The sequence below is a fragment of the Micromonospora sp. NBRC 110038 genome, assembly GCF_020884815.1.
In the GTDB taxonomy this organism is placed as follows: Bacteria; Actinomycetota; Actinomycetes; order Mycobacteriales; family Micromonosporaceae; genus Micromonospora; species Micromonospora haikouensis.
Window position 1 is genome coordinate 101,632 of the sequence record NZ_BBOL01000006.1, and the last position, 26,141, is coordinate 127,772.

Genomic DNA, 26,141 nt, shown 5'->3' on the forward strand with positions numbered 1-26,141 from the left:
CCCACCCACCCACCGCGGTCAGCCGATCTGGATCCGGTCGAGGTCGGGTGCCCAGCCGGCGGTGTTGCCGAAGGTGAGCGTGTTCGTTCCGGCGGCGAGGGTCACGGTCGCCGCGACCGTGCCGATGGTGTCCCAGCCGCCGCTGCCCGGTGCGTTCACGGTGACCGCGGTGCCGCCGTTGACGCTGATCTGCATCGACCTCGCCTCTGCCGAGGCGTAGGAGACGGTGACCGTGCGAGGGCCGGCCGTGTCCACGGTGACGTTGTTGAACCGCACCGTGTTGCCGGCGCCGTTGCCGACGTAACCGACCAGCGCGCCGCCCGACGCGCCGGCCGACGACCGCGTCGCGGCCTGGCCGGACAGCGTGTTGCCGGACGCCTCGGCCTCGTACGAGCTGCCGGCCGGTGGGGGTGGGGTGGTGCCGCCCCGGCGGTATGCCTGCACCTCGGTCAGGCCCGACCGGGAGCCGGCCGCATGGGTCAGCAGCACCCGGATCCGCTGGGCGGTCACGGCGGTGAACCTGACGTCGTTGTAGTTGCCCTGCGGCGTGGCCGGCGTACCGACCTGCGAGGTGACGTTCACCCAGCCGCTGCCGTCGTGGTACTGGACCTGGTACGACGCCGGCGGTCGGTAGGTGGTGCTGGCCGGCCGGCTGTCCTTGACGTACAGCCGTAGTTCGTCCACCGTCTTCGCCGAGCCGAGGTTGATTTCGTACCAGTCCTGGGCGTTGGACCCGCCGGCACCCCAGAACGGCTCGTTGGTCGGGTAACCGTCGATCGCCGCGGTGGCGCTGGTGCCGCTCGCGGTGGTCGATGCCGTCACGGTGGCGCCGGCGGCCAGGTTGGGCAGGGCGGCGGTTAGGTCCACCCCGGCCTTGGCGAGCAGGTCCACCGTGCTGGCGTCGCTGAGGACCACCTGGTTGGGCGCCCGCATCCCGGGCACTGCGGTGCTGAAGGTGACGCCGGCGGTCGCGCCGGGGAAGCTCACCGTGCCGCCCGCCGGGTCGAAGACGAACGGGACCAGCCTGTCGACGGTGACGGCCCGGCTGCCGTTGACGTAGATCGAGTAGCCCTCGGGGACGCCGGGGTACTTCACGACGCCGTCGCCCGGGTCGTCCCAGACGATGGTCAGGTCGCTGTTGCGGTAGCGGACGTTGTTGACGGTGAAGTTGGGCCAGCCGATGGCGATGGGCGACAGCTCCACCTTGTTGTCGTTGCGCGGTCGCAGGCCGGCCACGTCCTCGATCACGGTCCAGTTGCTGCTGCCCAGGATGTTGTGGTGGATCCAGGAGCGGTAGTCGATGCGCTGGCTGCCCGGGTTCCAGTTGGCCCAGAACTCGTTGGCGTCGGGCCAGCGGGTGTCGCCGTTGACGTACTGCGCCCAGACGTTCCAGTAGAGCAGCTTCTTGTAGTCCTCGGCGCTCATCCACTGGTTGGGGTACTTGCGCAGCACCGAGGAGTAGAGCCGGAACTGCACGGTCGAGTTGATGGTGGAGAAGTTGTTGCTGCCCGGGTTGCCCGCGGCTGCTGCGGCGGCCTTGTCCCGCTGGTTGGCGGTGTAGAACGGGAAGATCGGGTACTCCGCCGGGTCGGCGAACAGCCGCAGCGCCTGCTTGTACTGGTCCGTCGCCGGCATCAGGCCGACCGCGTACGGGTAGTAGTTGTTGATCTCTTTCCACGGGACGTGGGCGTTGGTGGCCACGTGCCGGTGTTCCAGCAGGTTGTTCGACGGGTTCCAGAGCACGTTGACGATCGCGTTCTGGATCCGGGTGGCCAACGTGCGCATCTCGGCGGCCTTCGCGGCGTTGCCGACCGCGTCGTACGCCTGGGCGGCGGCCAGCGCGCCGCTGTACTGGTATGCGCCCTCGGCCCGGTCCAGGTTGCCGGAGCGCCAGTGGAACGAGACCGCGTCGGCGTCGTTGCCGGTCAACGCGCCCCAGTCGTACTCGATGATCCCATTGCCGTCGCGGTCGTAGTAGCCGAGCTGTCCCTTGACGTCGCCCTCGGCGTAGCGGGCCAGGCTCGCGGCGATGGCGGGTTGGCCGCCGTGCAACTGGTAGCTGCGCCAGGCCGCCTCGGCGATGTACTGGGTGTAGCTGTTGGACCAGTTCTCCGGGTCACCGGGGTTGTCCACGAAGCGGCCGCCCCGGGACACCTGGCCGACCGAGAGCCAGTCGCCGTAGGCGTACTTCGGATCGCGCAGGTACTTCAGGTCGTCGATGTGCATCGGCTGGGTCAGCGCGATCGCGTTGTTGTATCCCAGCGCGCCTTCGACCGACGTCGGGAACTGGAACGTCTGCCCCGGGATGTTGGCGTCGAGGCTGTTGAAGCGCATCAGCCACCAGCGGTAGTAGATGTTCTTCTTGATCGCCGGTTCCGGCACGTCGATGTAGGGGACGTTGTCGGCCCACCACTTGTGGTAGGCGCGGACGTGCGTGGCGAACGCCGCGTCGGGGGTGGCGTCGCGGTAGCTGGCGTAGTCGGTGGCCGACTGCGGGATCTCCCGCGCGGTGAACCCCATGACCACCTTCGTCTGCACGGTGGCGCCCGCGGCGATCGTGATCGAGCGGGTCAGCGCGCCGCCGGAGACGGCGAAGCCGTCTCCGGCGAGCCGGGTGGTGAGTGTGGTGAGACCGTTCTTCACCCCGGTCGACCCGGTCAGCTCGTTGCCGCTGCCCGACGAGGCGTACGGCGATGTGGCCCGCAGCGTGAGTGTGGTCGGCGCGCTGCCGCCGTTGCGGATGGCGAGGTTGGTGACCGCGACGTTGTTGTCGGTGATGAACTTCGTGACGGTGGCCTGCACCGAGCCGCTGGCGTAGACGCTCCGGAAGTGGCTGGGTGCCTGCCAGCGCTGGCTGCTCTGCTCGGTGAACGTCCCCGGGCTCAGCGCGATCGAGTACGCGGCGGCGTCGCTGATGCTCTCCCAGTACGCCACCCGGCCGCCGAAGCCGATCACCGCGGGGTCGTGCTGCTTCATGAACAGCGCCCGGCCGCGGGTCATCAGGATCCCGCCGTCGGCGTCGGACGGGTCGCTGCCGCCGGAGCGGGACAGGAGCCGGTCGATCCAGAAGTCGGTGCCCGACTTCTCCGCGTCGTAGATGGACCGCATCATGTCGCCGGTGGTGTACCCGACCGGCGGTGGCGGCACCGCCGGGCCGCCGAAGGTGGGATAGCCGATGGGCTGCGCGGCCTGTGCGGGGCTCGCGGTCACCGGGGTGAGCGCGGCGACGACCACTGTGGCGAGCGCCGCGCCGACGAGCCGCCGGGTCCGGGCGGGGGATGGCTTTCCGGGAGGATCCCACGTGTCCATGGGTACTCACCGAGACCTTTCGTTGTCGGGGTGGGAGGTGCGTCGTGACAGGTCGGACATCCGGTCCGTGACGGGGGTGGGGGTGGTGGTGACCTGCGGCGGCGGGAGGGGGCCGCCCTCCGGTGGTCGACGCCCGGCCGTCGACCACCGGCTCGCCCTGCCGGCTGCCCTACCGACCTGAGCCGAAAACCTTTTCAGGAAGATATCACTGGATCGGGAAGTGTCAACTCTTCGCGCTGCTCGATGGCTGCTTCTGCTGCGCTCGACAACATGCCGAAGGTCCGAACTAGCCCGAAAACCTTTTGGTGTCGTGGATCAGCACGACTCCCGCGAGCGGCCGGTGTGGGTGATGCGAACGGATTCTCGAAACCCTCTTCGGAACCGGTCCTCCGGCTGCGGCGTCGTTCGGCATTTCGGCGGCGTGGTCGGCGGCGACTCCACCATCCCGGCCGGCGACCTCGGCGCCTTCGTGTCGTGCGCCGAACCGTGGGTGGCTGCCGGTCGCGCCCCTGAGGTGCGCAGCGGTCCGGCCTCGACCGGCCCGACCCGCTCGGGGTCGGGCCGGTCGGCGGACAGCAGGTCAGGAAGGCGCCATGCGGGCCGGTGCGGGTCCGGGTACTCCCGTGCCCGGCGGTGTGCCGTCGCGGGGGAAGCGGCGCGGTCGGTGTGGGTGCCGGGTTGCCGGTCGGGCGCTGCGGGCTCGGCGAGGTGCCGCCGGACGCCACGTCGGCACCGGCCGGGACCACGGCGAGCGCCGCCGCCGCGGGACGGAAGGGATTCCTTCGGGTGCTATCGGTTGGCCGTCCTTCGTCAGTAGCCGTACCGGCTCTTGAGGTGCCGCCACCAGTCGCGCAACATCCAGGTGTCGAACTCGGTGATCGTGGTGGCGCTGCCGGCCTTCATGATGAACCCCTGGCCGGGCAGCGGATCCCAGTCGTAGAAGTCGTCGAGGCCGTAGGTGTGGCCGATCTCGTGCAGCAGGATGTGGATGTTGTCGCTGCCGAGGCTGCCCATGAAGTACTCGCGGCCGATCCGTTGCCCCCAGTCGCCGCCGGCACCACCGGCGAAGCCGTCGGTCAGCCAGAGCGAGTGGTCGTAGTGGTGGGCGGCGCCACCCGGGCAGTTCGGGTACTGGCCGTTCTGGTTGAAGTACCGGCCGCACGGCTCGCTGCACTGCGGCGCGTTCTCCCGGATGTTGTTGACGTAGATGTCGACCGAGTTGTCCGACCACTGCAACTGGTTGCGGTCCCGCACCGCCCAGCCCACCACCTTCACCGGCACGTCGGTGTAGGGGAAGCCGTTGTGGCCGACCATCACGCTGATCCACTTCTTGTACTGGCGGGCCAATGCGGCCTGGATCTGGTCGCGTTGGGCGGCCGTCACGGTGGCCGACGAGTCCCACCGGACGCAGTAGTTGATCGCGCCCCGGTTCGCGAAGAGCTGGTCCCAGCCGTAGTTGCGGAAGCCGAGCGGGTTGCCGTTGTTGTAGGTCTGCTCCACGTGCTGCCAGACCTGGTTGAGCGGGCCGGCCAGGTTCGCCGGCGGGTTCCAGCCGGAGGTGGGCGGTGGCGTCGTGGGGCCGGAGGTGGGAGTGGGCGTCGGTGTGGTCGGCGCAGGCGTGCTCGGCGTTGGCGTCGTCGGCGCTCCGGTGCACGTCGTGCCGTTCAGGGTGAACGAGGCGGGCGCCGGGTTGGTGCCGGAGAAGGTGCCGTTGAAGCCGAACGAGGTCGCGGCACCCGTGCCCAGGGAACCGTTGTAGGAGGCGTTCGTCGCGGTCACCCGGCTGCCACTCTGGCTGACGCTCGCGTTCCACGCCTGCGAAACCGTCTGGCCGGCTGTGTAGGACCAGGCGAGCGTCCAGCCGTCGACCCGGTCGCCGAGGTTGGTGACCGTCACGTCGGCGCCGAAACCGCCCGACCACTGGCTGGTCACTCGGTAGTCGACGCGGCAGCCGGCTGCGGCGGCCTGCGCTCCGGTGACCATGAGCGCCGCACCGGCGGTGGTGGCCAGCGTAGCGGCCAGGACGACCGCCAGCCGGGCGCCGTTCATCGGTGGAACCATGGGTTCTCCTCTCGGCCGGTGTGACGGCGAGGGGCGAACCGCCGTGCCGGCCAGGTTGAAAACGATGTGCATCGATTGACGTGTTCGTCGACCAGACTGGCCCCCGAAAAGGTTTTCGTCAAGACGTCGGCAGGGCCGCCAGGGGTGTTCGGCACGTACCTGCGGGCCGCGCACCTGCAGTTCCCGTACGGTCACGTCTCCTGGTTCGGCGCCGGCCAGGTGCACGGGCAGCTGGGCCGGGCCGACCTGGCCGCCGAGTGCTACCGCCGGTCGCTCGCACACTGGCCGACCGGCGTGACGCCGCTGCGCCGGCTGCGCGACCTGCACCTGCGCGGCCGGCTGCCCGATGACGGGGGAGTGCTGGCAGTTGCCCCGCCTGGCCACCGCCATGCGGGCCGCCGCCGGTGCCGACGTGTGGCGGGCCCGGTCCGCCCCGGGCCCCCGAGCTGGTGTACACGCGGCCGAGCAGCCGTTCCCGGTGACCACGACGGGGTCGACATGCCGGCGGCTGGAGGTGGCCGGGGCGGCGCTCCGCGGCGTGGTGTACGCATCGATCGACTCGAAACCGATGCCCGGGCCGTGATGGTCGGACCGCCGCCCCAGCCCCGATGAGGCGACCGTCCGAAGGCCATCCACAAAAGTTGCGACTCGGCACCACATCGACTAGCAGCGATGATTGCGGAGCAATTGGTGCAAGTCCTGATTTACCGACACCGCAGACGCGCTGCCCGGAGCGTACTACTCCTACCCTCGGCAATCGTCAGTGGACGACTCGACTTTCTCGGACGTTGGTCCCGCACCCGATCAGGCGTCACCCGCGCACAACACTGAACGCAGTCCCTCAGCGACATGACGCCCGCCTTCCGTTGGAAGACCAACCTCAGCGCGTCTTCACTCGGCTTGAACCCGCCCGACCCGGGTTCGTCATCCGTCCGCGCCACCGCAGCCGAAGGTGCGGCATCGAGACCAGTCGGAGCAGAGAAAGGTATGGGGATGATGATTCAGTCTGTTCCACCGACCGTTCGGCGGCTGTCACACACCTTGGTGGTGTTCGGCCTCCTGGCAGCGCTTCTGGGTGCCGTCTCGGCCCCCGCCACGGCGAGTCCGGACCCCGTCGCACGTAGCACGCCAGCCGTTGACGCCTGCCCGTTCCCTAACATGCTCTGCCTCTTCGAGGGCACCAACTTCACCGGTGAGCGGCTCACCCTGAGCTCTCTGGTATCGCCCGGTACGTGCGTAAGTCTGGTGGACGCCGGTTGGGGAGACCGTGCGCGTTCCGCGATCAACACCAACAGTCGGAGTGCTGCGATGTTCATGAACGACGACTGCGCCGGGGGGCCTTCGAAGTCCCTGGCAACAGCTTCCTGCCGGATTCGGAGGGTTCACGCCCGAAAGTGCCTGGGTGCCTCGGTAAGGCCACCACCGGGTGACACGCGACCGCGTGTCACCCGGTTCCTCCGGCTCAGCCGCACGGGTGTCGGTGCGACTGGTCAGCGAACGGGGCGCGTCCCCGGCGGCGGCCAGCGCGTACGTCAGCGCGGGCGGCGCCGGCGGGATGTGGTCACAGCCCGGCTGCGGCGTCGTACCGGCGGCGCAGGTCGGCCATCTCCTTGGCGGCCAGCGCCTCCTCCTGCGCCAACGTCGCGTACTTGGCCGGGAACATCTGCCACAGCCGGTCGATGAACCTGACGCCCTCTGTCGCCTCGACGACCTGGATGCCCAGGGGCTCGGTGGACATGTCCATGATCAAGGGTCCGGCCAGCTTGACCGCCACGTCCCAGGGGCGCTTCTGCTCGGCGATTCCGCAGAGGTGAAAGCCGTAGACCTTCTGGACGTCGGCGAGCGTCGTGGCCTCGGCCGGCTCGTAGCCGTAGACGCGGACCCCGCAGATCACCGGCGGCTTCTCCTCGGTGGCGCCCTGTTGGACGGTGTGTCCGGCGTGGTTGTGCTGCCCCGGGTCCGCCTGTTCGAGCGTGGTGCGCATCCGCGCCACGATCTGCGCTTGCAGATCCGCCGGCTCTGCCTCCTGACCGGCGGCCCGGTTGAGTGCGACCGCGCTGGCCGCCACCGCCAGCAGGATCACCGCCACCCACACCAGGCGGTGGCGATACCACCCCGCGAAGTTCGCTCGGGAAACCATGATCGCTTCTCACCTCGTTGCCGTTCGTGGTGTGCTGGCGGGCCGATCGGATGCCCCCGAGTGCCAGGCGTCGGGCGCGTCGGCCGTCGGGGGCATCTGCCGGGGACATGTGTGGCGGGCGGGAGCGCCCGCCCGGCATGGTGCCCTTCATCGGGGCGATGGCCCGGCGAGGTGACAGGCGAGCGTCCGCCGAAGCGGCGCACTGCCGACACTGCGATGCTCCCGTGCTGGCCGTGCTCAGCGCGGTTGCCCCCGCGCTGCGGCGATATGAGCTATTCCAACACGTATGGATCGGCCCTGGCAATATCGACGGGCGTCGGTGTGGGTTCGCTGGGCGGCACCGGCTGATCGGTCAGAAGGCGCGCAGGTCCACCGCGAGGCCGTCGGGACCGGTGTGGCTGACCGCGACCCAGTCCTCTCCGGCTCCGGCGAGCCAGCCCGGATAGCGGCCGAGCTGACGGCCGGTGCGAGCCTCGTACACGAGCACGATCGGCCGGTCGTCCTCCGCCGCGCTCACCGCCACCAGCCCCTCGGTCACCGCCGACCGCCAGCTCGCCGACGCGCCCGACAGCATCGGATCCGGCGCTGTCCAGCGGGTCACGCCGGTGGACAGGTCCAGCAACGCCAGCCCACCCGTATCGACGTTGCCCCGCACCAGCACCGACCGGTCGTCACCGTCGATCGGCACCCCGGCGGCGGCACCCTTCCAGACCGTCCGACCGGTGCGCAGGTCGACCAGTTGCGGCCGTCCGTCGGCGGTGACCGCGACAAGCCGGGTGCCGGTCCCGATCAGGGTCAGCCCGCTGTGGTGGTGGGCCAACCGCTTGCCGCACTCGCCGTCCTCCCTGCGTCCGCTGAAGACCACGCCGGACCAGCCCTTGTCTCCGGTGGCCGCGTTGACGGTGGCGATGCTGACCGTGCAACGCTGTTCACCCCGCGCAGGGTCGTTGTCGGTGGTCACCAGCAGGTCCCCGGCCACGAAGCCGTACCAGGCCCGGTTCGGCAGCCGTCCGGCGCCGACCCGACCGGTGGTGGGAGCGACCGGGGCGTAGGCGGCTGACCGGGGGGACGTGCTCAGCCGCACCGCGACGTACCGGCCGCTGACCGGCGCGTACGGCGTGCGGGCACCGAGGGTCACGTCGCTCACCCTGGCGAACCGGTCGGCGGGCCGTTCCCAGAGTTGGCGGCCGCTCGGCACGTCCCGGCCGACGATCGTGCACGTCGCGGAACCGCCGGTGCCGGCGCACTCCCTGGCGTAGACGGTCTGCTCGTGGACGACGACGTCCTGGCTCTCCGCCGTCCGCCACCGGGTGGCGCCGGTGGCCGCGTCGAGCACCTCCATGCCGCCGTCGTCGCTGTCGGCGGCCACGATCGATTCACCGGCGATCACATACTGGTAGCCCGTGGTGAACGGATGACGCCACCGTTCCTGGCCGGTGGCGCGGTCCACGGCCCGCAGGTCCCTCGTGTCGGGGACCAGGATCACCGGATCGATCTCGCCCAGTTCCTGGTCGAGCCGCCGGAGCGGCACCGACCAGGCTGGCGGCGGGCCCTCGGCGGGCGACGTGACCCTGTGCCGCAGGCTCTCCTGGGTCTTCTCGACCCGCACGGATGGTCGATCCGTCCGCTCGGCCCCGGGCGCGGTGCAGCCGAGGAGCCCCGCGACCAGGCTCAGGACGAGGGCGGCGACACTCCAACGGGCTGGGCGGTGCGACGGCGACAACGTCTCTCCCTCGGTCGGCGGTCCGTGCCCACCGTAGGACCCGCCGGCACCCTCGCGCTGGACTCGCCGGCGGGCCCGCCGACGCCCAGCACGTTCGGGGCGAGCAGACGGAGCCGGCCCGCGCCGGGCACCGGGGGGCGGCTGCCGCGTCAGTACACGTAGGGCCAGGCGGCCGCGTCGTAGCCGATGCGGTTGATGCCGAGCAGCGACGCGCCGTTGTCGGCGTAGTAGTGGTAGAACAGGCAGTCGCCGTCGCTGTCGCCGAGGACCGCCTGGTGGCCGGGGCCGTGGATGCTGCCGTGCGAGGCGAGGATCTCGGTGCCCCCACCCGAGAGCATGGCGCGTCCGGCCCGGTCGACGAACGGCCCGGTCGGGCTCGCCGACCGGCCCACCATGACGCGGTAGGTGCTGCTGGCGCCCTGGCAGCAGCGGTCGAACGAGACGTACAGGTAGTACCAGGCACCACGCTTGACCATGACGGGCGCCTCGATGCCGGGACCGTAGCTGGCGAGGCTGTGCATCGACGTGCCGAGCCGGCGTCCGGTGGCCGGATCGATCTGGATCATCTTGATCCCGGACCAGAACGAACCGAAGCTCAGCCACCAGCGGCCCTGGTCGTCGACGATGAGGTTCGGGTCGATCGCGTTGAAGTCGTCCGACGTGCGCGACTCGATGACCAGTCCCTCGTTGGTCCAGCTTCCGGACGCGCCGGTGGTGCTGGTGGCCAGGAAGATGGCCGAGCGGTTGGAGCCGAAGGTCGACGCCGAGTAGTAGAGGTAGTAGCGGCCGTTGCGGTACGACAGGTCCGGCGCCCACAGGTTGCGTGAGCCGCCGGTGTAGGTGGTGGTCCAGGGCGCGCCACCGGGGAAGACCGTGCCGGCGTTGCGGAAGGTGGTCCGGTCGGGCGAGGTCTTCAGTGTGATGTCGTCACCGGTGTGCGCGACGAGGTAGGTGCCGTCGGGCCGCTTGACCACGGTCGGATCGTGGACGCCGACGTCCCCGGCGACCCTGCCGGGCTGCGGGTAGGCCGGCGGCGTGGTCGGCGTCCCGCCACCCGGGCGCACCAGCTGCCACTGCTGGTTGGCCCCGTCCACGTTGGAGTATCCGGCCAACCGGCCCCCGTCGGCCGTCGACCACTCCCACAGGTCGATCACCTTGCTCGACTGCCGGTTGACGAACCTCACGAACCCGCCGGCGGAGTCCTGCAACCGGAACTGCTGCGTGGCGGAGCCCCGGTCGGTGGTCTGCACCAACTGGGTGCCGTCGGCGGCGTTCGGCAACTCCAGCACCTTCCCGCTGTGCCGCGACCGCACCTTGTAGAAGCCGCCGCCGGCGTCGACGAACTGCCACTGCTGCACCGCGAGGTCGTTGCGCGTCCACTGGTTCACCGGCGCGTTCTCCGCCGTCGACCAGTCGTAGAGGTCCATCGCCTTGCCGCTGTGCCGGTTCACGAACACGTACGAGGCCGACGTGTCCACCGTCGCTGCCGAGGCCGACGGCAGGCCGAACACCGCAGTGCCCGCGAGCATCGTCGCCGCCGTGCCGGTGGCCAACCCGACCCGCCAGGCATGCCGCCGCGGGCCCACCCTCGGCAGTGGGTTCAACCTGGGCATCGAAGCCTCCTTCGAGTGGTCGGCCGGCCCGGGGCACTGCGTGCGGGCGGCGACCGGTGCCACGACGGAACCAGCGGGAGCCGCTACTGGTTGCGTTTGGACGCAGTTCAAAGGGCTGCCCCGGGAAAGCGGGTCAGCCCTTTGTGGTGTGACGCCGATGATCGTCCGGCCGTCCGTGGACGGCTTCGCCGAAACAGCGGGGCGGGGCTCAGGTGCGGGACGTCAGCGCCCCGGCGGGATCAGCAGGTGCGCGGCTGCCAGGTCACCTTCGTCACGTACATGGGCACGTACAGGTCCCCGTCGCCGCCGGGGTAGACACAGATCGTGCCAGAGAGCGGCGATCCGAGATACGTGTAGGACCAGGTGATCTCGGCCTTCTTGGACGTGTAGTTGTAGAAGTTGAACGCCGGGACGTTGCCGGACCACTCGCTGTTGGTCGTCAGGGACGGGGTCGCCGTGGGGCCCTCCGGCGGGTGATTCCAGTTCGGCCAGATGCAGAGCATGCCCTGCGGGCAGTTGCCGGCTCCCCAACTTTCGGCTGATACCTGAGAGGGTGCTGCCGAGGCGGCGGGGGCGGTGGCCAGCACGCCTGCGACGGACGCGGCGACGGCGATGGATTTCCACAGCATGGTCCACCTGCTTCGAGGGATATCGATCGATGGACATCAAAGCTATCGCCGAAAAGTTGAGCGGTCAAGCACGTGGGAGGGCGCCTGCCGGGCGGTGACCGATCGGCGAGGTGGAACGGCTTCGTGCCCGGGTGTCCAGGGGGCGCGACCACCTGGCGCGGTGGTCTGGGCTGGGCGTCCTCGCGGGAGATCATCGGAAGGATTGCGGGGGCGTCCTCCCGTGTCGTGGCGGTCGCTCGGCGGGTGTGCCGGCTGCGGTCGACGGCCTCGGTGGCGGCAGGGCGGGACGCGCGAGCCCGGCCCGCGCTGCCGCCACCTGATCCGGTCGCCCCGGTGGTCCTACCCCGGCAGCCAGGCCCGGAAGTACCAGCCGTTGTATTCGCTGTCGGGCAGGGTGCGGTACTCGCAGCTGTTGCTTACCTCGCCCCAGTAGCTGGCCTGGATGCGGTAGGCCTCGCACTCTTCGTAGGTCGTGAAGTAGCCGTTCCAATCGAATGGCACGGCGACGGCCGGGGTCGGCTGGACTGTGAAGCTGACGGCTGCCGCGGCGGTGGCGACAATCGCGAGGCGGGTGAGCCGGCGGCGGAGCGGCTGGGGCATAGAGAGTCCTTCCGGAGCGGCGACTGACTGCCTGCCTACCGTAAATCCATAGCTGACGATTTGATGATCCGCCGTTCGGGTGGGCCGGAGCCGCCCAGATCCTCGGATGCTGCTGATGGGTGGACGAGGAGCACGCCATCGCCGACGCCGACCAGCCGGAGCTGGACGCGCGTTGATCGGCCCCCGGGGCCGCCGCGCTGAACGTGCGCCCGGGGCTGCCGGAGTGCGGGTGGGGTTGCGTGACGCGCGGCGGCCCCGGGGGCCGATCAACCAATGCCGACCGCAAGCATGCGGGTCACCCGGAAATGGACGGATGACGTCAGGACGATGACTGCGCACGTCATCGGCTTGTTTATTTTTTGCAGCGCGATGTCGTAGCATTGCGGCGTGGCGAAGCGACTGACCGAGGTGGCCCGGAAGGCGGGCGTCAGCGAGGCGACGGTCAGCCGAGTGCTCAACGGCCGTGGCGGAGTCTCCGAGTCCACCCGCACCGCCGTGCTCACCGCGCTGGACGTGCTGGGCTACGAGCGGCCCACCAAGCTGCGGGGGGAGCGGGCGCGGCTGGTCGGGTTGGTGCTCCCGGAGCTGCAGAACCCGATCTTCCCGGCGCTGGCCGAGGTGGTCACCGGGACGCTCGCCCAGCGGGGCTACACCCCGGCGCTCTGCGCCCGCACCATCGGCGGCGTGTCCGAGTCGGACTACGTCGAGATGCTGCTCGATCACCAGGTGTCCGGCATCATCTTCGCGGGCGGTTCGTACGCGCTCGCCGCCGCCTCGCACGACCACTACCGGCGGCTGACCGATCGAGGGCTCCCGGTGGTGCTGGTGAACGCCGGCATCGACGAGCTGAACTTTCCCCGGGTCTCCACCGACGACGCGGTCGCGGTGGAACAGGCGTACGGGCATCTGCGGTCGCTCGGCCACGAGCGGATCGGCATGGTGCTGGGCCCGGAGGACCACGTGCCCTCCCGGCGCAAGCTGGCCGCGCTGGCCCGGATCGCCGGCTGGCGGGACCCGGACGAGTGTGTCGAGCGGTCCAGCTTCTCCATGGAAGGTGCCCGGGTGGCCGCCGCCAAGCTGGTGGACCGGGGCGTCACCGGCGTGATCTGCGCCAGCGACGTCGTGGCGCTCGGCACGATCCGCGCGGTGCGCCGGCTCGGGCTGTCGGTGCCCGACGACGTGTCGGTGGTCGGCTTCGACGACTCGGCGTTCATGACCTGCACCGACCCGCCGCTGACCACGGTGCGCCAGCCGATCGAGACGATGGGTCAGGCGGCGGTCGACCTGTTGGTCACCCAGATCGACGGCGCCGGCGTGCTGCGCGACGAGTTGCTCTTCGAGCCGGAGCTGGTGGTCCGCGGTTCGACGGGCCCGGCACCCGGGCGTTGACCCGCCGGGGGCGTTGACTTCGTGGCCCGGCGCTGAGCCCGACGGCGGCGGCCGGCGCTGACCCCGCCGCCGGGTAGTCCTGCCCCCGGTGCTGCCCGATCGCGTCCGCGCAGGGGCGTGCCCGGCGTCCCCCTGTGCGCGGCGTCCCCTCGCTGCCCGGCGTCCCGCCGGGCCGGCCCTCGCTGCCCGCCGTTCCGGCGTCAGCTCCCGGTGTCCGGACCGGTGCCGCGGCACCCTGCGCGAACTCCGTGCGGTCGGGGCTGAGGCGACCGGACACTCGACAGGATCAATGCGAAGAACCTGGTGGAGAGCCCGCGAATCCTCCCCGACGCGACCCAGGGTGAGCCCAGTCCTCTTTTTTCGCTTTGCCGTCTACTTCTTGCGGCAAGAGGTTCGACTTTGTATCGTCATCGCCACGAAACATGGCAGCTTTGAGAGTCGGATCACATTCGCCCAGGAAGGGTGTCTCCATGACCAGAACCAGCCTGCGCAGCGCGCTCGGGCTGCTCCTCGTCGCCGGGGTGGCGCTGTCGGCCGCCGGGTGCGGTGACGACGACGAGAAGTCGGCCTCCGGCGGCAAGGTCACCATCACGGTGAACGGGCTGCCGCCCGCCACCGAGGCGGCCAACCACCAGCGCTTCCTCGACAACGTCGCAGAGTTCGAGCGGCTGAACCCCGACATCGACATCGACGCCCGCGAGGGCAAGATGGACCCGCAGACCTTCTCCGCGAAGCTGGCCGGTGGGCAGCTCGAGGACGTCTTCTACGTCTACTTCACCGACCCGGCCAACCTGATCGCCAAGCGCCAGGTCGCGGACATCAGCACGTACGCCAAGGACTTCCCGGTCGTCGACCAGGTCAAGCCGGACCTGCGCAAGGTGTTCTCCGGCGCCGACGGCAAGCTGTACGGCCTGCCCTACAAGAACTACTCCTCCGGCCTGCTCTACAGCCGGCCCCTGTTCACCAGGGCCGGGCTGGACCCGGACAACCCGCCGAAGACGTGGGCCGACGTGCGCGTGGCGGCGAAGAAGATCGCGGCGCTCGGCAACGGCACCGTCGGCTACGGCGAGTACAGCAAGTCCAACACCGGCGGCTGGCACTTCACCACCGAGCTGTACTCCGTCGGCGGCGACGTCGCCGTCCACGACGGCGGCACCTGGAAGGCCGCGTTCAACAGCGACCAGGGCAGGCAGGTGCTGAACCAGCTCAAGGAGATGCGCTGGACCGACGACAGCATGGGTGCCCGGCAGTCCCTGGAGTGGGCCGACCTGCTCCAGCTGATGGGCTCCGGCAAGCTCGGCATGTACGTCGCGCCGGCCGACAACATCCCCACCATCGTCAACCAGTACAAGGGCAACTTCGCCGACTACGGCCTCGGCCCGATCCCCGACGGCAAGGGCACCCTCGGCGGCGGCGAGGGCTACATGTTCAACGCCAAGGCCACCCCGGAGAAGATCAGGGCCGGCCTGAAGTGGCTGACCTTCTGGTTCACCAGCGCCGAGCGGTTCGAGGCGGAGAACAAGTGGGCGGCGGAGAACAAGCTGCCGGTCGGGCTCCCCGAGCCGCAGATCTTCACCGGGGAGGCCGCCGCGACCCAGGCCGCCGCGGACAAGAAGTACGCCAACGTGCCGCAGGAGAACTACGCGCCCTTCGTCGCCGCGATGGACTCCATCCCGGTGAAGTTCGAGCCGCCGAACGCACAGCAGGTCTACGCGGTGCTGGACGTGGCGATGCTCAAGGTGCTCACCGACCGTGACGCCAACGTCGACCAGTTGCTGGCCGACGCGGAGAAGCAGGTCGACACCATCCTGGCCGGCGTGAAGTAGCCGAGCCGACGACCGGTGAGGGCCCCCGCACGCAGCGGCTGGCTGGGGCCCTCCCGAGCACGAAAGGACATGGCATGGCGGTCGTCACGGCCGGTTCGCGCGGGCCGCGCGGCGCACGGCTCCGCCGCTCGATCTCCGACAACCTCCTGGCGTACGCCTTCCTGGCGGCCGGCATCGCCTGCTTCGCGTTGTTCTCCTGGTATCCGCTGGCGCGCGGGGTCCTGCTGAGCTTCCAGCAGGTCAACTTCGTCACCGACCCGTACTGGGTGGGGCTGGACAACTTCGAGGCGCTCTTCGCCGACCCGCTGTTCTGGACGGCGTGGAAGAACACCCTGGTCTTCACCGGGTTGGCGCTGGTGCTGGGCTACCTGGTGCCGCTGGCCCTGGCGATCCTGCTCAACGAGCTGCGCCACTTCAAGGGGTTCTTCCGGATCGCGGTGTACCTGCCGGTGATGCTGCCGCCGATCGTGGTGGTGCTGCTCTGGAAGTACTTCTACGACCCGGGCAACGGCCTGTTCAACACCCTGCTGCGTGGGGCGCACCTGCCGGAGTCGCAGTGGACCCAGTCCTCCGGCACCGCGATGATCTCCCTGGTCCTGGTCTCCACCTGGGCGAACCTCGGCGGTGCCACCCTGATGTACCTCGCGGCGTTGCAGAGCATCCCCGGCGAGCTGTACGAGGCGGCCGAGCTGGACGGCGCCTCGGTCTGGCAGCGGTTGCGGCACGTCACCATCCCGCAGCTGCGCTTCATCATGCTGGTCCTGCTGCTGCTCCAGGTCATCGCCACCATGCAGGTGTTCATCGAGCCGTACCAGCTCACCGGCACCACCAACCCGGACACGGTGACGGTGATGATCCTGATCTACCGGTACGCCTTCACCGTCAACAACGACTTCGGCCTCGCGGCGGCGATGAGCGTGCTGCTCTTCGTGGTGCTGGGCGCCTTCTCCGCCATCTACCTCCGGCTCACCCGCCGCGCCGACTGAGGGAGCCCGCCATGACACTCACCGCTCCGCCCGCGCCGCCGGTGCCACCGGTCGCCGCGCCGGCCGACCAGAACCGGCGGGGCCGCCAGCGGCGCGGCGGGCCACCGGCCACCCGTACCCTGATCTCGGAAACCGAGCTGAGCCGGGGCCGGGGGAGGGTCGTCTACCTCGTCGTCCTCGGCGTGGTCACCGTCGTGTTCGCGCTGGTCTTCTTCTTCCCGCTCTACTGGATGGTGACCGGCGCGGTGAAGTCGCCGGCCGAGTTCGCCCAGACACCGCCGACCTTCGTGCCGGAGTCGTTCCACCCGCAGACCTACGCCGAGGCGTGGGACCACATGCAGATCCTGCGGTACTTCACCAACACCGTCTACTACGCCGTCGGCGGTTGGCTGATCCAGCTCGTCGTCGCGGTGACCGCCGCGTACGCGCTGTCCAAGCTGCGACCGCGCTTCGGCAACGTGGTGCTGGCCGGGATGCTGGCCAGCCTGATGCTGCCGGCCGCCGCCCTGCTGGTGCCGGCCTACCTCACGGTCACCGACGTGCCGATCCTCCACGTCAACCTGCTGAACACCCCGTGGGCGCTGTGGCTGCCGGGCGCGGCCAACGCGTTCAACGTCTACGTGCTGAAGCGGTTCTTCGACCAGATCCCCGACGACCTGCTCGACTCGGCGAGCCTGGACGGCGCGGGCCGGCTGCGGGTGCTCTGGTCGATCGTGCTGCCGCTGTCGCGTCCGGTGCTCGCCGTGGTCTCCATCTTCTCGATCATCGCGATCTGGAAGGACTTCCTCTGGCCGCTGCTGGTGCTCCAGGACACCGACGCCCAGACCCTCAGCGTCGCGCTGAGCCGCCTCTCCAACGTCAGCCAGGTGCCGCCCACCGAGATGATGGCCGGCCTGGTGATCGCCAGCATCCCGATGGTGGTGGCCTTCCTGGTCTTCCAGCGCAGCATCGTCAGCGGCCTGTCGGCCGGTGGCGTGAAGGGCTGACCCGCGCCGGCACCCCGACCCCACCGAGACAGCCGGTACGACTGAGAAAGCAGGTGTCCGTGTCCACATCAGCTGCTGGTCCGTGGTGGCGCAGTGCGGTGATCTACCAGATCTATCCGCGCAGCTTCGCCGACGGCAACGGCGACGGAATCGGCGACATCGAGGGGATCCGGGCACACCTGGACCACCTGTCCGGCCTCGGCGTCGACGCCGTTTGGCTGAGCCCCTGGTACCCCTCGCCGATGGCCGACGCCGGCTACGACGTCGCCGACTACCGGGACATCGACCCGGTCTTCGGCAGCCTCGCCGAGGCCGAGGAGTTGATCGCCGAGGCGCACGACCGGGGCATCCGGATCATCGTCGACGTGGTGCCCAACCACTGCTCCGACGCACACCCCTGGTTCCGGGCGGCGCTGGCCGGCGGCCCGGACGCCCCCGAGCGGGAGCTGTTCTGGTTCCGCCCCGGCGGCGGCCCCGGCGGCGACCGGCCGCCCACCGAGTGGGTGTCCCAGTTCGGCGGGGGCACCTGGACCCGGACCACCAACCCGGATGGCACCCCCGGCGACTGGTACCTGCACCTGTTCGCTCCCGAGCAGCCCGACCTCAACTGGGACCACCCGAGGGTGCGTGCCGAGTTCGAGGACATCCTGCGCTTCTGGCTCGACCGGGGGGTGGACGGGATCCGGATCGACTCGGCCGCCCTGTTGATGAAGGATCCGGCGCTGCCCGAGGTGGTCGACGGCGCGCCCAGTCCCTTCGTCGACCTCGACGCGGTGCACGACGTCTACCGGGACTGGCGGCGGATCGCCGACGGGTACCCGGGCGACCGGGCGCTGATCGGCGAGGTGTGGCTGCCGGACCGGGAGCGGTTCGCCAACTACCTGCGCCCCGACGAGCTGCACTCGGCGTTCAACTTCGACTTCCTCGGCTGCGCCTGGGAGGCGGCGGCGCTGCGCCGGTGCGTCGACGACACCCTCGCCGCGCACGCCCCGGTCGGCGCACCCGCCACCTGGGTGCTGTCCAACCACGACGTGACCCGGCACGTCACCCGGTACGGCCGGGCGGACACCACGTTCAGTTTCGCCACCAAACGCGAGGGTGTCCCCACCGACCTGGAGCTGGGCACCGTACGGGCCCGCGCGGCGGCGTTGCTCACCCTGGCCCTGCCCGGCGCGGTCTACGTCTACCAGGGCGAGGAGCTGGGCCTGTGGGAGGTCGAGGACATCCCGACCGAGCTGCGCCAGGACCCGATGTGGGGCCGCTCCGGGCACGGCCGGGACGGCTGCCGGGTGCCGCTGCCCTGGTCCGCCGACGCGCCGCCGTTCGGGTTCAGCCCCGACGACGCGGTGCGGACACCCTGGCTGCCGCAGCCCGCCGAATGGAAGGACCGCACGGTCCGGGCGCAGACCGGCGACCCGTACTCGATGTTGGAGTTGTACCGGGCGGCGATCGGCATCCGGCGTGCGGAGCCGGGCCTCGGCGACGGGGAGATGCGCTGGCTGGCCGCGCCGGACGGGGTGCTCGGCTTCGCCCGGGGGGCCGGCTTCGCCTGCCTGGTCAACCTGGGCGGGGCCCCGGTGCCGCTGCCCCCGCACGAGGCGCGGCTGCTCGCCAGCGGGCCGCTGGAGGGCGACCTGCTCCCGCCGGACACCGCCGTCTGGCTGCGTACCGCCGAGGATCCCGCCGCCGGTCCCACGTCGGCCGGCTGACCCGACCCGGCCATGGCGCCGGCCGGTCCGTCCCGCCCGGCCGGCGCCACCCACCCCCCACTTCGGCGTCCCGACCCGCCCTCGGCCTGCCGCCGCGGCCGGCGAGGACCACAAGCCCGACCCGAAGGAGAGGCAGCTACCGCGAACCGCCCAGTCCAGGGGGACCTGGCCTGATGACGAAACGGAGAACTTCCCGCATGGCCCACCACACCACCGGCAACACCGGCACCACCGTCGCATCCCTCGGAAGACCCGCCCGTGCCGTGCTGGCCGCGTTCGCCGGCGTCGCGCTGGTGGCGGCGGCCGTATCGGTCGTCTCGTTCTCCACCGCCACCCCCGCCCGCGCCGCCGGGCTGTCCCCGTTCGACATCCCCGGACGGGGCGCGACCGTGCCGTTCGTCGAGCAGGAGGCGGAGCAGGCGGCGCACAACGGCACCCGGATCGGCCCGACCCGCTACTACGGCCAGTTGCCGTCCGAGGCGTCCGGCCGGGAGGCGGTCACCCTCGACGCCGTCGGCGAGTACGTCGAGTTCACCCTGACCGCCCCGGCCAACGCGGTGACCTTCCGCTACAGCCTGCCCGACAACGCCGCCGGCACCGGCCGGGACGCCAGCATCGACCTGCGGGCCAACGGCAGCCTGGTCAAGGCCGTGCCGGTGACCTCCCGGTACGGCTGGTACTACGGCGGCTACCCGTTCAACAACAATCCGGGCGACACCAACCCGCACCACTTCTACGACGAGACCCGGACCATGTTCGGGACCACCTACCCGGCGGGCACGAAGATCCGGTTGCAGGTCTCCTCGACCGCGCAGTCCCCGACGTTCACCATCGACCTGGCCGACTTCGAGCTGGTCGGCACGCCGATCGCCAAGCCCGCCGGGGTGCTCGACGTCGTCACGGACTTCGGCGCGGACCCGAGCGGGGCCACCGACTCCACGGCGAGGTTCCAGGCCGCCGTCGACGCCGGCAGGGCCCAGGGCCGCGCGGTCTGGATCCCGGCCGGGACCTTCACCCTCTGGGATCACGTCGTCGTCGACGGGGTGACCCTGCGCGGCGCCGGTCCGTGGTATTCGGTGCTCGGCGGCCGGCACCCCACCGACCGCAAGCGCGCCGCCGGCGTCTACGGCAAGTACGTCCCCGGCGGCGGCTACACGGGGGAGATCCGGCCGCACGAGGCCGGCGGCCCGAGCCGCAACGTCACGCTGCGGGACTTCGCGATCATCGGCGACGTCCGGGAGCGGATCGACGACGACCAGGTCAACGCCATCGGCGGGGCGATGACCGACTCGGTGGTCGACAACGTCTGGATGCAGCACACCAAGGTCGGGGCCTGGATGGACGGCCCGATGGACAACTTCACCATCCGCAACAGCCGGATCCTCGACCAGACCGCCGACGGGGTGAACTTCCACTGGGGCGTGACCAACTCGACGGTGACCAACACCTTCGTCCGCAACACCGGCGACGACGCGCTCGCCATGTGGGCGCAGAGCGTGCCGAACGTCAACAACTCGTTCACCCGCAACACCATCGGCGTCACCATCCTGGCCAACCACCTGGTCAGCTACGGCGGCCGGGACATCAAGATCACCGACAACGTGACGGCCGACTCGGTGACGAACGGCGGCGGCATCCACGTCGCGAACCGCTACCCCGGGGTGCAGGGCGACACCGCGGTCAAGGGCACCTGGACGATCGCCCGCAACACCCTGATCCGCAACGGAAACTCCGACTACAACTGGAACTTCGGCGTCGGCGCGATCTGGTTCTCCGCCCTCAACGAGGCGATCCAGGGCGCCACGGTCAACATCACCGACACCGACATCCTGGACAGCTCCTACGCGGCGCTGCACTGGATCGAGGGGCAGAGCAGCGGGATCAACCTCACCAACGTGCGCATCGACGGCGCGGGAACGTACGCGCTCCAGGTGCAGGCGCCGAGCCAGGTGTCGTTCACCGGCGTCCGGGCCACCGGGATCGCGCAGAGCAACCCGGTGCACAACTGCGTGGGCAGCGGATTCCAGGTCACCCAGGGCTCCGGCAACTCCGGCTGGTACACCGCCACCCCGTACTGCGGGCCGTGGCCGACGCCGCAGTGGGGCAACGGGCCGACCACCCCGCCCACCGGCACCCCGACCACCCCGCCGCCCACCACGGCCCCGCCCACCACCCCGCCGCCCACCACGCCCCCGCCGGGCAACGGGAACCTGGCCCAGGGCCGGCCGGTGACCGCGTCGAGCGTGTCGCAGAACTACGTCGCCGGCAACGCGGTGGACGGCAACGCGGCAAGCTACTGGGAGAGCGCCAACGGCGCGTTCCCGCAGACGCTGACGGTCGACCTCGGCGCGGCGGTCAGCACCAACCGGATCGCGCTGAGGCTCCCGGCCGGCTGGGGGACCCGGACCCAGACCCTCGCGGTCGCCGGCTCGACGGACGGCTCGGCGTACGCGACGATCCTCGCCTCTGCCGGGTACACGTTCGACCCGGCCACCGGCAACACCGTGTCGATCACCCTGCCGGCCGGCAGCCGGCGGTTCCTGCGGCTGACCTTCACCGGCAACACCGGCTGGCCGGCGGGCCAGGTCTCCGAGTTCGAGGTGTACGGCGGCGGCTCGACTCCGCCGCCGACCACCGCCCCGCCCACGACGCCGCCGCCCACCGGGAACCTGGCGCAGGGACGTCCGGTCAGCGAGACCAGCCACGCCGACGTGTACGGCGGCGGCAACGCCGTCGACGGCAACGCCAACACCTACTGGGAGAGCGCCAACAACGCCTTCCCGCAGTCGCTGACCGTGGACCTGGGCGCCGCTCGGTCGGTGTCCCGGGTGGTGCTGAGGCTGCCCCCGGCGGCGGCCTGGCAGACCCGCACCCAGACCCTCTCCGTCCTCGGCTCCACCGACGGCTCGGCGTTCACCACGCTCAAGCCCTCGGCTGGGTACACGTTCGACCCGACCACCGGCAACACCGTGACCGTGACCTTCCCCGCCACCACCCGGCGGCACGTACGGGTGACCTTCACCGGCAACACCGCCTGGCCGGCCGGCCAGCTCTCCGAGTTCGAGGTCCACTCGGCCTGACGGCGTCACCGGGCCCGACGGCGTCACCGCCAGCGCGCCAGCCCCGGCCGGTCGGTGCGTCCCCACGACCGACCGGCCCCGGCAGCCCCACCCCGCCGTGGCACCCCCGCCCACCGGCGGGCACCACCACCCCCGAAAGAAGGTGCAGCTCCGCCATGCCCGGAAACAGCACGAGACGACGTACCCCCGGCCGGATGTTGGCCGCCGGCCTGCTCGCCGCCGGCCTGCTGGTCCCCGGCGGGCCCGCCGGGGCCGCGCCCGCGACGGACGCCGAGGCCGCGCCGCGCGCCGGTGCCACCGGGCCCGCGCCGGCCCCCGCGACGGCGGCGGCCCTCGCCGGCATCTCCGCCACCATGACCGCCAGCAGCGTCAGCCAGAACTACGGCCCGGGCAACGCCAACGACGGCAACGCCAGCACCTACTGGGAGAGCGCCAACAACGCCTTCCCGCAGTGGCTCCAGGCCGACCTCGGCTCGACCGTCACCGTGGACCGGGTGGTGCTGAAGCTCCCGCCGGCCGCCGCGTGGCAGACCCGCACCCAGACGCTGTCCGTGCAGGGCAGCACGAACGGCTCGACCTTCACCACCCTGAAGGCGTCCGCCGGCTACACCTTCGACCCGGCCACCGGCAACACGGTGACCATCACGTTCACCGCCGCCGCCAGCCGGTACGTCCGGCTGAACGTCACCGCCAACACGGGCTGGCCGGCCGGCCAGGTCTCCGAGTTCGAGGTCTACGGCAACACCTCCGGGGACACCCAGGCCCCGACCGCCCCGGCGAACCTGGCCTACACCCAGCCGGCCAGCGGCCAGATCCGGCTGACCTGGAGCGCCTCCTCCGACAACACCGGCGTCACCGGGTACGACGTCTACGCCAACGGTGCCCTGCGCGGCAGCGTCGCCGGGAACGTGCTCACCTACACCGACGACCAGCCGGCCAGCGCCACGGTCACGTACCACGTGCGGGCCCGCGACGCCGCCGGTAACCAGTCGGCGAACAGCAACCCGGTGACCCGCACGGGCACCGGCACCGCCGGCACCAACCTCGCCGTCGGCAAGCCGGTCACCGCCTCCGGGTACGTGCACACCTTCATGCCGGCCAACGCCAACGACAACGACACGGCGACGTACTGGGAGAGCAACGGCCTGCCGGGCACCCTGACCGTGCAGCTCGGGTCGAACGCCGCCGTCAGCGCCGTGGTGCTGAAGCTGAACCCCGACTCGACGTGGGGCGCCCGCACCCAGACCGTGCAGGTGCTCGGCCGCGAGCAGAGCGCCTCCGGGTTCACCGGCCTGGTCGGCGCGGCCGGCTACGCCTTCAACCCGGGCTCGGGCAACACGGTGACCATCCCGGTCTCCGCCACCGCCGCCGACGTGCGACTGACCTTCACCGCCAACTCCGGCGCCCCGGGCGGCCAGGTGGCCGAGTTCCAGGTGATCGGCGTCCCGGCGGCCAACCCGGACCTGACCGTCACCGGCATGTCGGCCAGCCCGGCCAGCCCGACCGAGACCGACGCGGTCACCGTGTCGGCCACGGTGCGCAACGCCGGCACGGCGACGTCCGCCGCCACCAACGTCAACCTGTACCTGGGCGGCGTCCGGGTGGGCACGGCCGCCGTCGGCGCCCTGGCCGCCGGCGCGTCGACCACCGTCTCGGCCGACATCGGCACCCGCGCGGCGGGCAGCTACCCGCTGAGCGCCAAGGCTGACGAGGCCAACGCCGTCATCGAGCAGGACGAGACGAACAACAGCTACACCCACCCCTCGGCGCTGGTGGTGAACCCGGTCGCCAGCTCGGACCTGGTCGCCTCGGTGGTCGGCTGGGCCCCGGGCAACCCGTCGGCGGGCAGCGTCGTCACGTTCTCGGTGACCCTGCGCAACGCCGGCTCCGTCGCCTCGGCGTCGGGCGCGCACGGCATCACGCTCACCGTGCTCAACGAGGCCGGCACCGTCGTGCGCACGCTGACCGGCTCGCACTCCGGTGTGATCAACGCCGGGGCCACGGTCGCCCCGGTCGACCTGGGCACCTGGACCGCCGCGAACGGCAAGTACACCGTGCGGGTGGCGCTCGCCGCCGACGGCAACGAGCTGCCGGTCAAGCAGGCCAACAACACCAGCGACCGGCCGCTGTTCGTCGGCCGGGGCGCGAACATGCCGTACGACATGTACGAGGCCGAGGACGGCGTGGTCGGCGGCGGCGCTGCCGTGGTCGGGCCGAACCGGACCGTCGGCGACCTGGCCGGCGAGGCGTCCGGCCGTCGCGCGGTCACCCTCAACTCGACCGGCAGCTACGTCGAGTGGACCACCCGGGCCAGCACCAACACGCTGGTCACCCGCTTCTCCATCCCGGACGCCCCGGGCGGCGGCGGGATCGACTCGACGCTGAACATCTACGTCAACGGCACGTTCCACAAGGCCATCGACCTGACCTCCCGTTACGCCTGGCTCTACGGGGCCGAGGCCAGCCCGGGCAACTCGCCGGGCGCGGGCGGCCCGCGGCACATCTACGACGAAGCCAACGTCATGCTCAACTCGACCGTCCCGGCCGGCAGCCGGATCCGGCTCCAGAAGGACCCGGCGAACACCACCACGTACGCGATCGACTTCATCAACACGGAGCAGGTCGCGCCGATCGCCAACCCGGACCCGGCGAGGTACACCACGCCGGCCGGCTTCACCCATTCCGACGTGCAGAACGCCCTGGACCGGGTGCGGATGGACACCACCGGCAACCTGGTCGGCGTCTACCTGCCCGCCGGCACCTACTCCACGGCGTCGAAGTTCCAGGTGTACGGCAAGGCGGTCAAGGTCACCGGGGCCGGCCCCTGGTACACCCGGTTCACCGCCCCGCCGGGCCAGGACAACACCGACATCGGCTTCCGCGCCGAGAACTCGGCGGCCGGCTCGTCCTTCGCGAACTTCGCCTACTTCGGCAACTACACCTCACGCATCGACGGCCCGGGCAAGGTGTTCGACTTCGCCAACGTGTCGAACATCGTGATCGACAACATCTGGAACGAGCACATGGTGTGCCTCTACTGGGGCGCGAACACCGACTACATGACCATCAAGAACTCCCGGATCCGCAACATGTTCGCCGACGGCGTCAACATGACCAACGGCAGCACCAACAACCTGGTCAGCAACAACGACGCGCGGGCCACCGGCGACGACAGCTTCGCGCTGTTCTCGGCGATCGACGCCGGCGGCGCCGACATGAAGGACAACGTCTACGAGAACCTGACCTCGACCCTGACCTGGCGGGCCGCCGGGGTGGCCGTCTACGGCGGCTACGGCAACACGTTCCGCAACATCTACATCGCCGACACGCTGGTCTACTCCGGCATCACGATCAGCTCGCTCGACTTCGGCTATCCGATGAACGGCTTCGGCGCCAACCCGCCCACCCGGTTCGAGAACATCTCCATCGTCCGGGCCGGCGGGCACTTCTGGGGCGCCCAGACCTTCCCCGCGATCTGGGTCTTCTCCGCGTCGAAGGTGTTCCAGGGCATCCGGGTCAGTGACGTCGACATCGTCGACCCGACCTACAGCGGCATCATGTTCCAGACCAACTACGTCGGCGGCCAGCCGCAGTTCCCGGTCACCGACACGGTCTTCACCAACATCTCGATCAGCGGCGCGCGTCGCAGCGGTGACGCGTTCGACGCCAAGTCCGGCTTCGGGATCTGGGTGAACGAGATGCCGGAAGCGGGCCAGGGTCCGGCCGTCGGTTCCGTCACCTTCACCAACCTGCGACTGAGCAACAACGCGCAGGACATCAAGAACACCACATCCACCTTCACGATCAACCGGAACTGACCCCACCATCGGGCGCCGCCGGAGGGCAACCACCCTTCGGCGGCGACCCGGCCTGCGGGTGTCGGTCCCCGTCTCCGGACAGACGTACGCGGAGACGATCGTCGAGGCGGGACCCGCGTCCGGTGCGTCCGCCAGGTAGAACGCCCCACATGACGAGTACGACAGCGGGCACTGATGGCCCAGACCACCTGCGCAGCGGCTCGGGTGTGAACGACAGGGAACCGGTTGAGCCCGCGCGGCTCGGCAGGCGCGGAACGCGAGCCCTCTGCCGG

Annotated in this window: 14 protein-coding genes and 1 pseudogene; 8 read left to right on the forward strand and 7 right to left on the reverse strand. The window is 70.7% G+C overall.

Features of this window, described 5'->3' with window-relative positions; translation table 11 throughout:
* Nucleotides 1–18: 18 nt before the first annotated feature.
* Together LPU61_RS21620 and LPU61_RS21625 are read right to left on the reverse strand one after the other, a co-directional pair.
* Nucleotides 19–3,309, reverse strand: coding sequence for a discoidin domain-containing protein (locus LPU61_RS21620; protein WP_229405904.1), 3,291 nt, complete (start codon nt 3,307–3,309; stop codon nt 19–21).
* An 810-nt stretch (nt 3,310–4,119) separates the two neighbouring features.
* Nucleotides 4,120–5,370, reverse strand: coding sequence for a cellulose-binding domain-containing protein (locus LPU61_RS21625; protein ID WP_043968289.1), 1,251 nt, complete (start codon nt 5,368–5,370; stop codon nt 4,120–4,122).
* Between the two features lie 996 nt (nt 5,371–6,366).
* Here LPU61_RS21625 and LPU61_RS31880 point away from each other — a divergent pair.
* A pseudogene (locus LPU61_RS31880) lies at nt 6,367–6,696 on the forward strand (peptidase inhibitor family I36 protein); the annotation flags it as partial.
* A 235-nt stretch (nt 6,697–6,931) separates the two neighbouring features.
* Here the strand turns inward: LPU61_RS31880 and LPU61_RS21630 are convergent.
* The 5 genes from LPU61_RS21630 to LPU61_RS21650 form a co-directional block, all read right to left on the reverse strand.
* Nucleotides 6,932–7,510 (reverse strand): hypothetical protein, encoded by a 579-nt coding sequence (locus tag LPU61_RS21630; RefSeq protein WP_043968296.1) that lies wholly within the window; start codon nt 7,508–7,510, stop codon nt 6,932–6,934.
* Nucleotides 7,511–7,862: 352 nt separating this feature from the next.
* The gene (locus LPU61_RS21635) at nt 7,863–9,119 is read right to left on the reverse strand and encodes a PQQ-binding-like beta-propeller repeat protein (protein ID WP_229405905.1); all 1,257 of its coding nucleotides are present in this window, start codon (nt 9,117–9,119) and stop codon (nt 7,863–7,865) included.
* A 263-nt stretch (nt 9,120–9,382) separates the two neighbouring features.
* A complete protein-coding gene (locus tag LPU61_RS21640; RefSeq protein WP_082106857.1) occupies nt 9,383–10,846 on the reverse strand; it encodes a family 43 glycosylhydrolase in 1,464 nt (487 codons plus the stop codon).
* A 239-nt stretch (nt 10,847–11,085) separates the two neighbouring features.
* Nucleotides 11,086–11,475: a hypothetical protein gene (locus LPU61_RS21645; RefSeq protein ID WP_043968298.1), complete on the reverse strand. Its 390-nt coding sequence runs from the start codon at nt 11,473–11,475 to the stop codon at nt 11,086–11,088.
* 339 nt (nt 11,476–11,814) lie between these two features.
* Nucleotides 11,815–12,075 (reverse strand): hypothetical protein, encoded by a 261-nt coding sequence (locus tag LPU61_RS21650; RefSeq protein WP_043968300.1) that lies wholly within the window; start codon nt 12,073–12,075, stop codon nt 11,815–11,817.
* Between the two features lie 387 nt (nt 12,076–12,462).
* Here LPU61_RS21650 and LPU61_RS21655 point away from each other — a divergent pair, with 387 nt between their 5' ends.
* The 7 genes from LPU61_RS21655 to LPU61_RS21685 all read left to right on the forward strand — a co-directional run bounded on the left by LPU61_RS21655 (nt 12,463) and on the right by LPU61_RS21685 (nt 25,869).
* A complete protein-coding gene (locus tag LPU61_RS21655) occupies nt 12,463–13,464 on the forward strand; it encodes a LacI family DNA-binding transcriptional regulator (protein WP_229405907.1) in 1,002 nt (333 codons plus the stop codon).
* 470 nt (nt 13,465–13,934) lie between these two features.
* A complete protein-coding gene (locus tag LPU61_RS21660) occupies nt 13,935–15,290 on the forward strand; it encodes an ABC transporter substrate-binding protein (protein WP_229405909.1) in 1,356 nt (451 codons plus the stop codon).
* A 74-nt stretch (nt 15,291–15,364) separates the two neighbouring features.
* Entirely contained in the window at nt 15,365–16,276 is a 912-nt protein-coding gene (locus tag LPU61_RS21665; RefSeq protein WP_052503958.1) for a carbohydrate ABC transporter permease, read from the forward strand.
* A gap of 11 nt (nt 16,277–16,287) precedes the next feature.
* Complete coding sequence (locus LPU61_RS21670) at nt 16,288–17,262, forward strand: carbohydrate ABC transporter permease (RefSeq protein ID WP_229405910.1); 975 nt, start codon at nt 16,288–16,290, stop codon at nt 17,260–17,262.
* A 59-nt stretch (nt 17,263–17,321) separates the two neighbouring features.
* A complete protein-coding gene (locus LPU61_RS21675) occupies nt 17,322–18,971 on the forward strand; it encodes a glycoside hydrolase family 13 protein (RefSeq protein ID WP_229405911.1) in 1,650 nt (549 codons plus the stop codon).
* Nucleotides 18,972–19,144: 173 nt separating this feature from the next.
* Nucleotides 19,145–22,051, forward strand: a complete 2,907-nt coding sequence (locus LPU61_RS21680) for a discoidin domain-containing protein (protein ID WP_374199706.1) — start codon at nt 19,145–19,147, stop codon at nt 22,049–22,051.
* Nucleotides 22,052–22,206: 155 nt separating this feature from the next.
* Complete coding sequence (locus LPU61_RS21685; RefSeq protein WP_229405913.1) at nt 22,207–25,869, forward strand: discoidin domain-containing protein; 3,663 nt, start codon at nt 22,207–22,209, stop codon at nt 25,867–25,869.
* Nucleotides 25,870–26,141: the final 272 nt, after the last annotated feature.

Coding starts and splice junctions, on each gene's coding strand:
- LPU61_RS21620 (WP_229405904.1), bottom strand. CDS start 3,309: ATGGACACGTGGGATCCTCCCGGAAAGCCATCCCCCGCCCGGACCCGG.
- LPU61_RS21625 (WP_043968289.1), bottom strand. CDS start 5,370: ATGGTTCCACCGATGAACGGCGCCCGGCTGGCGGTCGTCCTGGCCGCT.
- LPU61_RS21630 (WP_043968296.1), bottom strand. CDS start 7,510: ATGGTTTCCCGAGCGAACTTCGCGGGGTGGTATCGCCACCGCCTGGTG.
- LPU61_RS21640 (WP_082106857.1), bottom strand. CDS start 10,846: ATGCCCAGGTTGAACCCACTGCCGAGGGTGGGCCCGCGGCGGCATGCC.
- LPU61_RS21645 (WP_043968298.1), bottom strand. CDS start 11,475: ATGCTGTGGAAATCCATCGCCGTCGCCGCGTCCGTCGCAGGCGTGCTG.
- LPU61_RS21650 (WP_043968300.1), bottom strand. CDS start 12,075: ATGCCCCAGCCGCTCCGCCGCCGGCTCACCCGCCTCGCGATTGTCGCC.
- LPU61_RS21660 (WP_229405909.1), top strand. CDS start 13,935: ATGACCAGAACCAGCCTGCGCAGCGCGCTCGGGCTGCTCCTCGTCGCC.
- LPU61_RS21665 (WP_052503958.1), top strand. CDS start 15,365: ATGGCGGTCGTCACGGCCGGTTCGCGCGGGCCGCGCGGCGCACGGCTC.
- LPU61_RS21670 (WP_229405910.1), top strand. CDS start 16,288: ATGACACTCACCGCTCCGCCCGCGCCGCCGGTGCCACCGGTCGCCGCG.
- LPU61_RS21680 (WP_374199706.1), top strand. CDS start 19,145: ATGACGAAACGGAGAACTTCCCGCATGGCCCACCACACCACCGGCAAC.
- LPU61_RS21685 (WP_229405913.1), top strand. CDS start 22,207: ATGCCCGGAAACAGCACGAGACGACGTACCCCCGGCCGGATGTTGGCC.